The sequence below is a fragment of the Ralstonia sp. ASV6 genome (assembly GCF_016429285.1).
Classification (GTDB): Bacteria; Pseudomonadota; Gammaproteobacteria; order Burkholderiales; family Burkholderiaceae; genus Ralstonia; species Ralstonia flaminis.
The window spans coordinates 1-11,772 of record NZ_JAELUI010000160.1 but is presented as its reverse complement, the minus strand read 5'-3'; the positions used below and the strand labels follow the sequence as shown (position 1 = coordinate 11,772).

11 protein-coding genes are annotated in these 11,772 nt (G+C 63.5%); 9 read left to right on the top strand and 2 right to left on the bottom strand.

Annotated features, from left to right (window positions below; genetic code table 11):
* The 5 genes from argS to JHD73_RS23510 all read left to right on the top strand — a co-directional run.
* Positions 1–1,356: arginine--tRNA ligase (gene argS / locus JHD73_RS23530; RefSeq protein WP_199032596.1), on the top strand; the 1,356-nt coding region annotated here is incomplete at its 5' end.
* A 69-nt stretch (positions 1,357–1,425) separates the two neighbouring features.
* A complete protein-coding gene (locus tag JHD73_RS23525) occupies positions 1,426–2,145 on the top strand; it encodes an SPOR domain-containing protein (protein ID WP_199032595.1) in 720 nt (239 codons plus the stop codon).
* A 147-nt stretch (positions 2,146–2,292) separates the two neighbouring features.
* Positions 2,293–2,949, top strand: coding sequence for a thiol:disulfide interchange protein DsbA/DsbL (locus JHD73_RS23520; RefSeq protein ID WP_199032594.1), 657 nt, complete (start codon positions 2,293–2,295; stop codon positions 2,947–2,949).
* Positions 2,950–3,063: 114 nt separating this feature from the next.
* The gene (locus tag JHD73_RS23515) at positions 3,064–3,873 is read left to right on the top strand and encodes an SDR family oxidoreductase (protein WP_199032593.1); all 810 of its coding nucleotides are present in this window, start codon (positions 3,064–3,066) and stop codon (positions 3,871–3,873) included.
* Positions 3,873–4,721: a helical backbone metal receptor gene (locus tag JHD73_RS23510; RefSeq protein WP_199032592.1), complete on the top strand. Its 849-nt coding sequence runs from the start codon at positions 3,873–3,875 to the stop codon at positions 4,719–4,721. The genes JHD73_RS23515 and JHD73_RS23510 overlap by 1 nt, the downstream gene beginning before the upstream one ends.
* Before the next feature lie 64 nt (positions 4,722–4,785).
* On the opposite strand, the gene JHD73_RS23505 is transcribed toward JHD73_RS23510, so the two are convergent.
* Both JHD73_RS23505 and JHD73_RS23500 read right to left on the bottom strand, forming a co-directional pair.
* Positions 4,786–5,172: an antibiotic biosynthesis monooxygenase gene (locus JHD73_RS23505; RefSeq protein ID WP_199032591.1), complete on the bottom strand. Its 387-nt coding sequence runs from the start codon at positions 5,170–5,172 to the stop codon at positions 4,786–4,788.
* A 27-nt stretch (positions 5,173–5,199) separates the two neighbouring features.
* Complete coding sequence (locus JHD73_RS23500) at positions 5,200–6,279, bottom strand: MBL fold metallo-hydrolase (RefSeq protein ID WP_199032590.1); 1,080 nt, start codon at positions 6,277–6,279, stop codon at positions 5,200–5,202.
* Between the two features lie 163 nt (positions 6,280–6,442).
* Here JHD73_RS23500 and JHD73_RS23495 point away from each other — a divergent pair, with 163 nt between their 5' ends.
* From JHD73_RS23495 to can, 4 genes are all read left to right on the top strand, one after another.
* Complete coding sequence (locus JHD73_RS23495; protein WP_199032589.1) at positions 6,443–6,940, top strand: MerR family DNA-binding transcriptional regulator; 498 nt, start codon at positions 6,443–6,445, stop codon at positions 6,938–6,940.
* A gap of 200 nt (positions 6,941–7,140) precedes the next feature.
* A complete protein-coding gene (locus JHD73_RS23490; protein WP_199032588.1) occupies positions 7,141–8,322 on the top strand; it encodes an isovaleryl-CoA dehydrogenase in 1,182 nt (393 codons plus the stop codon).
* 151 nt (positions 8,323–8,473) lie between these two features.
* Positions 8,474–10,324, top strand: coding sequence for a bifunctional isocitrate dehydrogenase kinase/phosphatase (aceK, locus tag JHD73_RS23485; RefSeq protein WP_199032587.1), 1,851 nt, complete (start codon positions 8,474–8,476; stop codon positions 10,322–10,324).
* A 23-nt stretch (positions 10,325–10,347) separates the two neighbouring features.
* A complete protein-coding gene (can, locus tag JHD73_RS23480) occupies positions 10,348–11,028 on the top strand; it encodes a carbonate dehydratase (RefSeq protein ID WP_199032586.1) in 681 nt (226 codons plus the stop codon).
* The last annotated feature ends 744 nt before the right edge of the window (positions 11,029–11,772 follow it).

The window sequence follows — 11,772 nt, the reverse complement described above, 5'->3', positions numbered from 1 at the left end:
CGCCAGGCCGCGCTGGGCGATGCACTGGCGAGCCTGCTCGACTGGCAGGGCCACAAGGTCCACCGCGAGTTCTACTACAACGACGCCGGCGTGCAGATCCAGAACCTGGCCGTCTCCGTCCAGGCCCGTGCGCGCGGCTTCAAGCCCGGTGACGCCAACTGGCCGGAAGCCGCCTACAACGGCGACTACATCGCCGACATCGCCGCCGACTACCTCGCCGGCAAGACCGTACGCGCCTCCGATGGCGAGCCCGTGACGGGCGCGGGCGACGTGGAAAACATCGAAGCCATCCGCCGCTTTGCCGTCACGTACCTGCGCAACGAGCAGGACATCGACCTGCAGGCCTTTGGCGTGAAGTTCGACCGCTACTACCTGGAATCGTCCCTCTACTCCGAGGGCAAGGTGCAGCAGACCGTCGACGCGCTCATCGCCGCTGGCAAGACGTACGAACAGGAAGGCGCGCTGTGGCTGCGCACGACCGATGACGGCGACGACAAGGACCGCGTCATGCGCAAGTCCGACGGCGCCTACACCTACTTCGTGCCCGACGTGGCCTACCACACCACCAAGTGGGGGCGCGGCTTCACGCAGGTCATCAACGTGCAGGGCAGCGATCACCACGGCACCATCGCCCGCGTGCGCGCCGGCCTGCAGGGCCTGAACATCGGTATCCCCAAGGGCTACCCCGACTACGTCCTGCACAAGATGGTCACAGTGATGAAGGACGGCGCCGAGGTGAAGATCTCCAAGCGCGCGGGCTCGTACGTGACCGTGCGCGACCTGATCGAATGGTCCAACGGCGATGCCGAATCCGGCGTCGACACCATCCGCGCCTGCGTGGAAGCCGGCGAGCCGAACTGGCCGTCGCACTTCACGCGCGGCCGTGACGCGGTGCGCTTCTTCCTGCTGTCGCGCAAGGCCGATACCGAGTTCGTCTTCGACGTGGACCTCGCGCTGAAGCAGAACGACGAGAACCCGGTGTACTACGTGCAGTACGCCCATGCGCGCATCTGCTCGGTGTTCGAGCGCGCTGGCGTCGATGCAGCCTCGCTCACCAGCGCCGATCTGGCAGCCGTGACCGGCCCCGACGTCAGCCCACAGGCAACGGCTCTGGTGCAGCGTCTGGCAGCCTTCCCAGACATGCTGGCCGATGCCGCACGCGAGCTGGCCCCGCATGCCGTGGCCTTCTACCTGCGCGACCTGGCAGGCGACTTCCACGCGTTCTACAACGCCGATCGCGTGCTGGTCGACGACGAGACCGTCAAGCGCGCTCGCCTGGCACTGCTGGCCGCCACGCGCCAGGTGCTACGCAACGGGCTGGCGGTGATCGGCGTCTCCGCGCCTCAAAAAATGTAAAGCCTGCGGTGACGACTGCAGTGACCACATATGGCGCTCTTATAATCGGGCGCTTCTAGAAGGATGGACATGGCACGCAATACGCAATCTTCCCGTGCCCGCTCGCAACGGGGCGGCACGTTTCTGGGGCTGGTGCTTGGCCTGATCGTCGGTTTGGCGATCGCCGTCGTGGTGGCGGTGTACATCACCAAGGCGCCGGTGCCGTTCGTGTCGCGCAACGGCGCACAGCCCAAGCCGAGCGAACCGGGCACCGTAGTCAACCCGCTGCCGACACCCGCGCCGGTGGCTCCGCAGGCCAGCGCCCCGGCTGCCGATCCGAACGCCCCGCTGTGGAGCCGCGTGCCGGCCAAGCCGGTGGACCAGGTGCCGGAACCCAACGCACCGCAACCGGGCACCACCACCCGCCCGGCCGAACCCGGCGCGACCACGCAACCGGCCAGCACGCCGGCCGCACGCCCGCCCAAGCAGCCGACCCCGCCTGCAACGGCCGCCAACGAGAAGCCGGTCGCCGACCCGATTGCCGAGATCGCTCGCCAGGATGCCGCCAAGACGGGCTATTTCCTGCAAGTGGGCGCTTACAAATCGGCCGACGATGCCGAGCGCCAGAAGGGCAACCTCGCCATGCAGGGCTTCGAGGCCAAGGTGACGCAGCGTGAAGTGAACGGCGCCACCATGTTCCGCGTGCGCATGGGCCCGTACAACTCGCTGGACGAGATGACCGCCGTGCGCAGCCGCCTGCAGGCTTCGGGCGTGGAATCGTCGGTCATCCGCTTTGCCCGCCAGCAGTGACATGAAAACACGCAGCCCGCTTGAACCCGGCGGGCTGTGATCTGTCAGAAACCTGAGATTCAGTTACGCTGGCACCCGCCTTGGGCTGCACAGATTCGGCTTCCCCGGCTTTCCTGCTTGATTCGCCCAACTCGTCGCACATTCGCCATGAAAAAACTCGCTGCTTTCCTGATCGCCCTCGCTACCGGCGCCGGTTTCCTGATGACCGCGCCGGCCCAGGCCGCGCCCACCGCCGGCAAGGAATACAAAGTGCTGCAATCGCCGCAGCCGGTGCCCGCGGGCAAGATCGAAGTGACGGAGTTCTTCTGGTATGGCTGCCCGCACTGCTACGACTTTGAGAACACCTGGACGGCCTGGGTGGCCAAGCAGGGCAAGGACGTAGTGATCAAGCGCGTGCCGGTGGCCTTCAACGCCAAGCTGGAACCGCATACCCGCATCTACTACACGCTGGAAGCGCTGGGCAAGCTGGACGCCAAGGATTCCAGCGGCCGCACGCTGCACGACCGCGTATTTGACCAACTGCACAAGAACTACCGCTCGATGTCGGAACTGGACGACATTGCCAAGTTCATGGCCGCCAATGGCGTCGATGAAAAGCAGTTCCGCGACACCTACAACTCGTTCAGCGTGAACGCCAATACCAAACGCGCCGCACAACTGGCCGATCAGTACAAGATCGAAGGCGTGCCGACTATTGTGGTGCAAGGCAAGTACACCACGTCGCCGGCAGATGCTGGCAGCAACGTGGGCGCCGCGCAGACGCTCGACTACCTCGTCCAGCAGGTGCGCGACCGCAAACTGTGATGGATGACCACGCCTGGGGCTTAGCCTCGGGCGTGACACCACCACCGACGCCCGCCTCCGTGCGGGCGTTTTTTGTGCCGACGTTCCCCGCCCCTCTCCGACAGGACATCCGACATGAGTCAAACCGTCTTCATCACCGGCGCTTCCAGCGGCATCGGCCAGGCGCTGGCGCGGCAGTACGCCGCCCAGGGTGCCACGCTGGGGCTGGTTGCGCGGCGCGTCGACGTGATCAACGACTTCGCGCAGACCTTGGCCGCAGGCATCCGCGTGCATTGCTATGCTGCCGATGTGTGCAGCGCCGAGTCGATGCGCACCGCCGCTGAAGCCTTCATCGCAGCGGCCGGCGTGCCCGACGTGGTGATCGCCAACGCCGGCATTTCGGAAGGCACCGACCTGCGCGAACCGGGCGATCTGGCCGCATTTGCCCGTGTGATGGACACCAACTGGATGGGCACGCTCAACACCTTCCAGCCTTTTGTCGAACCCATGCTGGCGCGCGCCAAACCCGGTCAGCCCGGCGGCACGCTGGTCGGCATTGCCAGCGTGGCGGGCGTGCGCGGGCTGCCGGGCGCGGCGGCTTACAGTGCGTCCAAATCTGCGGTGATCAAGCTGATGGAAAGCCTGCGCGTGGAGTTTGGCCCCAATGGTCGGCCGGGCTTGCGTGTGGTGACCATCGCCCCCGGCTATATCCGCACGCCGATGACCGCACACAATCCGTATCCGATGCCCTTCCTGATGCCGGTGGACGTGTTTGCACAAAAAGCTGTGGAGGCGATCCATCGCGGCGTGCGCTTTACCGTGCTGCCCTGGCAGATGGGTATCGTGGCCAAGCTGCTGCACGTGCTGCCGCGCTGGCTGTATGACCTGGCCTTTGCGCGCGCCCCACGCAAACCTCGCAAGCCCGGCAAACCTGAGAATTCCTGATGATGTTTACCGACGCGCTCGGCAACGCGCACGCCCCCGTCGACACCACGCCGCGCATCGCCAGCCTGGTGCCGTCCATTACCGACCTGCTGTTTTCGCTTGACCTGGGCGATCAGCTTGTCGCCCGCACCGGCTTCTGCATCCACCCGCGCGAGGCCGTGCGCAGCGTGCCGAAGGTAGGTGGCACCAAGACCGTCAAGCTCGACAAACTGCGCGAGCTGGCGCCCACGCACGTCATCGTCAATATTGACGAGAACACGCGCCCGACCGTCGACAAGTTGCGCGAGTTCATCCCCAACATCATCGTTACGCACCCGTGTGCGCCGGAAGACAACCTAGCGCTGTACCAGTTGCTGGGCGGCATCTTCCGCCGCGAGGCGCAGGCGCAAACGCTGTGCGACGCGCTCACGCAAGAATTGGACGCCCTGCGCGGCCGCCACTTCCTGCCGCACCGCGTGCTGTACGCCATCTGGCAGGACCCGTGGATGACGGTATCGCGCGACACATACATCTCGCGCATGCTCAAGCTCGTCAATTGCCACACGTGGCCGGACGACCCGGCGCCCGTGCAATGCGGGACGGAGAAGAGCGGTGACTGCGCCCGCCCCAACCGCCCCGACACGCGCTACCCGACCTTCCGCTGGAGCGACGAGGTGGTACGCAGCATCGACTGCGTGCTGCTGTCCACGGAGCCGTACAGCTTTACCGAAGAGCATGTCGATGCGTTGGAAAAGCAGATCGGCAAACCGGTCTATCTGGTCGATGGCGAGATGGTGTCGTGGTACGGCAGCAAAGCCATTGAAGGCTTGCGCTATCTGGCACAGTTCGGAAAGACATTGCGCCTGTAGCGCAGCGATCGCCCAAAACAAAACCCGCCAGCTGGCGGGTTTTTCGTTGGTGGTGAAGCAAGTACTAGCGCAGGAAATTGTAGTCGTACTCCACCTTGGCGATCCGCAGGTGGTACGTCGCATACCACTGCTCACGCCCCATCTTCTGCGCGGTCAGGTGCTCGACCTGGTTCTTCCATTCACGTATCGCTTCCAGCGATGACCAGTACGACACGGTGATCCCCGGTCGCCCCTGCTGCTCCGCCCCTTCGTCGCGCACGGATTCAATGCCCAGAAAGCCCGGCATATCGCGCGCCAGTTCAACCATGCGATCGGCCATTGCACCATACCCATGGTCGCCGTCGGTACGTGTGGACGAGAAGATCACCGCGTAGTACGGCGCGGTGGGCGTGTTGGCAGGAAACGGCAGAACGGCGGCGCTGTCATCGAGAACGTCGTGCTGGTCAGCCATGGCGGGCTCCGGGTTTAAATCAACCGATCAAGCGAGTGCATGAAAGCGGACGATGCCATCTGCGCCGGTCTCGCGCACCAGTTCGCCACGATGCCACAGCGCGTGCAGGTGGGCGAGTGCCTCGCCCATCGCGAACGTCATCTGGTGCACGTCAAACTGGCGCTTGAAGATGACGTTGACGATGTCGCGCGCGGACTGCGGCGCCGCTTTGCACGCAGCCAGCGTGTCGGCCAGGCGGTCGACGTGGTGATCCCGCAGTTGGCGGATGCGCGTATGCAGCCCGCGAAACGGCCGCCCGTGCGACGGCAGGATCAGCACGTCGGCCGGCAGCGGCTCGTACTTGCCGAGCGAATCCAAATACAGCGTCAGCGGATCGGCCTCGGGTTCCAGATCGAACACGCTCACGTTGGTGGAGATGCGCGGCAGCACCATGTCGCCGGAAATCAGCACGTTGGCATCTTCACTGTAGAGCGCGACGTGCTCGGGCGCATGGCCAAAGCCGGTGATGACGCGCCAGGTGTGCTGGCCGATGGTGACGACGTTGCCGTCCATCAGGCGGCGGTACTGGCCCGGCACACCCGGCACCAGCGTGCTGTAGTAGTCCTTGCGGTTGCGGATGCCGTCGATGGAGACCGGGTCCGTCAGGCCGTGGCGCTCGAAGTGGCGCGCGGCGAATTCGCCGCCGGCGTTCGAAGCACCGGTGCCGCCAACCAGCATGCGCGCGAAGGCGTAGTCGCCCAGGCTCATCCACAGGCGCACGTTCCAGCGCTTCTGGTCGCCGCCCTCGCACAGCCAGTTGGAGAGGCCCACGTGATCGGGATGGCAATGCGTCACCAGCACGCGCAGCACCGGCAGGCCGTCGAGGTGGTTCGCAAAAATGGTTTCCCAGTACCCGCGAATGGCTTCGTGGTTGATGCCGCAGTCAACGATGGTCCAGCCGTCCTGCCCGTCCTGGTGATCGCGCAGCAGCCAGAGGTTGATGTGATCGAGCGCAAACGGCAACGGCATGCGCAGCCAGTAGATGCCGGGGGCGACTTCAAACCGCGTGCCGCCTTCGGGAAGCGTGTCGCCAAAGGGATAGTCGAGTTGGTGTTCGAGCGCGTTCATGGGTGTGGTCTCAAGTGCCGCCTTCGGAGGGCAGTCTTCATGCATTGCGGTTTGACGCCATTGACGCTAACGTAAACGTCAATTCGCCGCCGGTCTCCCATCTTAAGCGAAAACTTAAATTGGCTGCCCGATGCGCACCCGCCATCACAGGATCACCCGCCGTATGTCTGCTTCCACCCCGTCTGCCGCTGTTGCACTTGCCGCTGATCTCGAATCCGGCGAAAGCTGCACGCATGACGACGTCAGCTACACCATCACCGATCTCGCACGCGAATTCGACATCACGCCGCGCGCGATCCGCTTCTACGAAGACCAGGGCCTGCTGGCGCCGGATCGCCAGGGCCCGGGCGGACGCCGCCGCGTGTACTCCGCCGGCGAGCGCACGCGACTGAAGCTGACCTTGCGCGGCAAGCGGTTAGGGCTGTCGCTGGGGGAGATCAAGGAGATCCTCGATCTGTACGAATCGCCGCGCGATACGGTGCCGCAGTTGGAGCGCTTCCTGGCGTCGCTGGCGCAGCACCGCGCGGTGCTCACGCAGCAACTCGATGACCTGAACGCCCAGTTGGCCGAAATCGACCAGCACGAGCGCCAATGCCGCCGCCTGCTGGACGATGCCCAGGCAGGCGCCACCAAACCACCGAAGCGACGCAAGACCGCCTGATTCCGCACCCTTATCCGCACCCTTACGTAGTTGACGCTTATTGACGTTTACGTAAACGTCAATACAATACGCGACACCCATCCGGCACTGGTGCGCCTGCCACAAGCTACGCGCACCTCACAGCGCCGAACCCTCACCCAGAGACACCAGCGGCCCCGCCGCTTTCACACAGACACATAAGCCGCCCAAGGAGACCCACCATGATTGAGCTGCCCGGCCTGAAATTCGACTTGGGCGAAGACATCGAGATGCTGCGTTCGGCCGTGCGCGACTGGGCGCAGGGCGAGCTGGCACCGCGTGCAGGAGAAATCGACCGCACCGACCAGTTCCCGATGGACGCGTGGCGCAAGATGGGTGAACTGGGTGTGCTCGGCATCACCGTGGCGGAGGAGTACGGCGGCGCCAACATGGGCTACCTGGCGCACATGATCGCCATGGAAGAAATCAGCCGCGCGTCGGCCTCGGTTGGCCTGTCGTATGGTGCGCACTCCAACCTGTGCGTCAACCAGATCCACCGCAACGGCACGCCAGCCCAGAAGGCGAAATACCTGCCCAAGCTGGTGTCTGGCGAATGGGTGGGCGCGCTGGCGATGAGCGAGCCGAATGCCGGCTCCGACGTCGTCAGCATGAAGCTGCGCGCCGAGCTCAAGGGCGACCGCTACGTGCTCAACGGCACCAAGATGTGGATCACCAACGGCCCCGACTGCGACGTGCTGGTCGTCTACGCCAAGACGGAGCCCGAGCTGGGCGCGCGCGGCATGACAGCGTTCATCGTCGAGAAGGGCATGAAGGGTTTCTCCGTGGCGCAGAAGCTGGACAAGCTCGGCATGCGCGGCTCGCACACGGGCGAACTGGTGTTCGAGAACGTCGAAGTGCCGGTGGAGAACATCCTCGGCCAGGAAAACGGCGGCACCAAGGTGCTGATGAGCGGCCTGGATTACGAGCGCGCGGTGCTCTCCGGCGGCCCGGTCGGCATCATGCAGGCCTGCATGGACGTGGTCACGCCGTACATCCACGACCGCAAGCAGTTCGGCCAGAGCATTGGTGAATTCCAGCTCATCCAGGGCAAGATGGCCGACATGTACACCACGCTGCAGGCGTGCCGCGCGTACCTGTACACGGTCGGCAAGAACCTCGACTCGCTGGGCCGCGACCACGTGCGCCAAGTGCGCAAGGACTGCGCCGGCGTGATCCTCTATACCGCCGAGAAGGCCACGTGGATGGCCGGCGAAGCCATCCAGATCCTGGGCGGCAACGGCTACATCAACGAATTCCCGGTCGGCCGCCTGTGGCGCGACGCCAAGCTGTACGAGATCGGCGCCGGCACGTCGGAAATCCGCCGCATGCTGATCGGGCGCGAGCTGTACGCAGAAACGATGTAAGGCAGGCGCGGGCGGTGGGCTGATGGCACGGGGCCATCGGCCAAACGGATAAGGAGGCGGAACGGTTTCAGGGCGTGAACACGGCAGCAGAGGCCATACAATCTAGGTCTCCCAGGATTGCCGCTTCCCGCCCCTCCCCGCGCACACGCCTATGTCCCATTTCCCCAAGCTCCTGTCCTCGCAGATTGCCTTCGACGTCGCCCGCACGATGCTTGACGGCTTCGACAAGCACTACCGCTTGTTCCGCGAGGTATGCATCCAGGCCAAGGTGGCGTTCGAGCACGGGGACTGGCCCGCCATGCAGCAATTGCAGCGCGACCGCATCGCCTACTACGACGAGCGCGTGCGCGAAGCGTCGGTCATCCTGGAAGACGAATACGACGCCGAGAACATCGACGACGAAATCTGGCGCCAGATCAAGCTGCACTACATCGGCCTGTTGACCAACCATCACCAGCCGGAACTGGCCGAGACCTTCTTCAACTCGGTGTGCACGCGCATCCTGCACCGCTCGTACTTCAACAACGATTTCATCTTCGTGCGGCCGGCCATCTCGACGGAATACATCGAGAACGAGGAGTCGCCCACCAAGCCGACCTACCGCGCCTACTACCCCGGCTCGCGTGACGGCCTGGGCACCTGCTTCGAGCGCATCGTGCACAACTTCCAGCTCAACGCGCCATTTGAAGACCTGGGCCGTGACGTCGGCTATCTGGTGCGCGCGGTGGAAGAGCAGTTCGGCGATTTCCGTATCTCGCCGAATTTCCAGGTGCACGTGCTGTCGTCGCTGTTCTTCCGCAACACGTCGGCCTACATCATTGGGCGCGTGATTAACGGTGACAAGTCCTACCCGCTGGCCGTGCCGATCATGCGCAACGCCGACGGCCAGTTGCGCTTGGACACCGTGCTGCTGCGCCCGGAACAGTTGATGATCCTGTTCTCGTTCACGCACTCGTATTTCATGGTGGACATGGAAATTCCGTCCGCCTACGTGACCTTCTTGCGTGACCTGATGCCGCGCAAGCCGCGCGCCGAAATCTACACCTCGCTCGGCCTGCAGAAGCAGGGCAAGAACCTGTTCTATCGAGATTTCCTGCACCACCAGCAGCACTCGTCGGACAAGTTCATCATCGCACCCGGCATCAAGGGCCTGGTGATGCTGGTGTTTACGCTGCCGTCGTATCCATACGTCTTCAAGGTCATCAAGGACTACTTCCCACCACCGAAGGAAACCACGCGCGAGCTGATCAAGAGCAAGTACCAGCTCGTGAAGCGCCACGACCGCGTGGGCCGTATGGCCGACACGCTGGAGTATTCCGACGTGGCCTTCCCGCTGTCGCGCTTTGACGAAGAGCTGATCAAGGAACTGGAGAAGCACGCGCCTTCGATGGTGGAGTACCAGCGCGCCGAAGACGGCAGCGAAGAGATCGTCATCCGCCACGTCTACATCGAGCGCCGCATGACGCCGCTGAACATCTGGCTGCACGAAGGCACCGATGCGCAGGTCGAGCACGGCATCATCGAGTACGGCAACGCCATCAAGGAATTGATCGCCGCGAACATCTTCCCCGGCGACATGCTCTACAAGAACTTTGGCGTGACGCGCCACGGCCGCGTGGTCTTCTACGACTACGACGAGATCGAATACCTGACCGACTGCAACGTCCGCAAGGTGCCGCAAGCACGCACCGAAGAGGAAGAAATGTCGGGCGAGGTCTGGTACAGCGTCGGCCCGCACGACATCTTTCCGGAGACATACGGCACATTCCTGCTGGGTGATCCACGCGTGCGTGCGGCCTTCCTCAAGCACCACGCAGACTTCTTCGATCCGGCCATGTGGCAGTCCTACAAAGACCGCCTGCTGTCCGGGCACATTCACGATTTCTACGCGTATGACGCAAGCGAACGCTTCGTCAACCGATACGGCGCCGGCGCGCAGGGGACAGCAGCCGAACACCCTACCGAACAGGTCACAACAGCGCTGCAACGCGCCGCCGCCTGACGCTCTCAACACGACGGGAAACCATGCCACACCGCATCAAAGAACTCTTCGAGAACAACCGCAAGTGGGTCGAGCGCGTCAGCGCCGAAGACCCGGAATTCTTCTCGAGCCTGGCCAACCAGCAGAACCCGGAATACCTGTGGATCGGCTGCTCGGATTCGCGCGTGCCCGCCAACCAGATCATCGGCCTGCCGCCAGGCGAAGTGTTCGTCCACCGCAACATTGCCAACGTGGTGGTGCACTCGGATTTGAACTGCCTGTCGGTACTGCAGTTTGCGGTGGAAGTGCTGAAGATTCGACACATCACCGTCGTTGGTCACTATGGCTGTTCGGGCGTGAAGGCTGCGCTGACCAAGCAGCGTTTCGGGCTGGCGGACAACTGGATTCGTCACGTGCGTGACGTGGCTGAGCAGCATGAGACGTACCTCGGCACAGTGGTCAATGACCAATCGCGGCATGACCGCCTGTGTGAGTTGAACGTGATCCACCAGGTCAACAACGTGTGCCTGACGACGATCGTGCAGGACGCGTGGGATCGTGGGCAGCCGCTGACGGTGCACGGCTGGATCTATGGCGTGAAGGATGGGATGTTGCGCAATCTGGGCATGGCGGCAAGTTCGAATGAGGAACTGCATGCGCAGTTGGCTGATGCTTGGAAGAACTACGGGAAGGAAGGGAGTGTGCCTACGCCGGTTGGGTTTTGAGTTTGTTGCTTAGGGGTGGTTTTTTTTGGTTTGTGGTCCATCCCTTGTTTCATCCCCTGCCGGGGCTGACTCACTTTCTTTGTCTTGCCAAAGAAAGTAAGCAAAGAAAGGCGCGCCCAAGATGGCGAAACACTCCTTGAATTTATGTCGCAGGGAGGGAAGGGAGGCAAACTCGCTTCGCTCAGACAAGCCTCCCCTCTTTTTCCTCCCTGCAACAGAAATTCAAGGCGCCATCTAGGGCATCAACGGCCACACCATCGCAGCAACAACGCAGTGGCGAGTACGCGGCAAGACGCAGAGCGAAGCAAACGGCAACACAGCAACACAGCAACACAGCAACACAGCAACACAGCAACACAGCAACAAACAAGAGCCTGACAGGGCACGCAAATCAATGGTTTGGCCGTTGACGTTCCTGCCCTAGATGGCGCCTTGAATTTGTGTAACCGGGCGGAGACGGGAAACTGTTTGAGCGCAGCGAGTTTTTCCCGTCTCCGCCCGGTTACACAAATTCAAGGAGGGTGTCGCCATCTTGGGCGCGCCTTTCTTTGCTTACTTTCCTGTCTCTTATACACATCTCCGAGCCCACGAGACATGGCGCCTGATCTCGTATGCCGTCTTGAGCTTGAAAAAGGGGGGGGGGGGGGGGGGGGGGGGGGGGGGGGGGGGGGGGGGGGGGGGGGGGGGGGGGGGGGGGGGGGGGGGGGGGGGGGGGGGGGGGGGGGGGGGGGGGGGGGGGGGGGG

Coding starts and splice junctions, on each gene's coding strand:
- JHD73_RS23500 (WP_199032590.1), bottom strand. CDS start 6,279: ATGAACGCGCTCGAACACCAACTCGACTATCCCTTTGGCGACACGCTT.
- JHD73_RS23520 (WP_199032594.1), top strand. CDS start 2,293: ATGAAAAAACTCGCTGCTTTCCTGATCGCCCTCGCTACCGGCGCCGGT.
- JHD73_RS23495 (WP_199032589.1), top strand. CDS start 6,443: ATGTCTGCTTCCACCCCGTCTGCCGCTGTTGCACTTGCCGCTGATCTC.
- JHD73_RS23515 (WP_199032593.1), top strand. CDS start 3,064: ATGAGTCAAACCGTCTTCATCACCGGCGCTTCCAGCGGCATCGGCCAG.
- JHD73_RS23490 (WP_199032588.1), top strand. CDS start 7,141: ATGATTGAGCTGCCCGGCCTGAAATTCGACTTGGGCGAAGACATCGAG.
- aceK (WP_199032587.1), top strand. CDS start 8,474: ATGTCCCATTTCCCCAAGCTCCTGTCCTCGCAGATTGCCTTCGACGTC.
- JHD73_RS23525 (WP_199032595.1), top strand. CDS start 1,426: ATGGCACGCAATACGCAATCTTCCCGTGCCCGCTCGCAACGGGGCGGC.
- can (WP_199032586.1), top strand. CDS start 10,348: ATGCCACACCGCATCAAAGAACTCTTCGAGAACAACCGCAAGTGGGTC.
- JHD73_RS23510 (WP_199032592.1), top strand. CDS start 3,873: ATGATGTTTACCGACGCGCTCGGCAACGCGCACGCCCCCGTCGACACC.
- JHD73_RS23505 (WP_199032591.1), bottom strand. CDS start 5,172: ATGGCTGACCAGCACGACGTTCTCGATGACAGCGCCGCCGTTCTGCCG.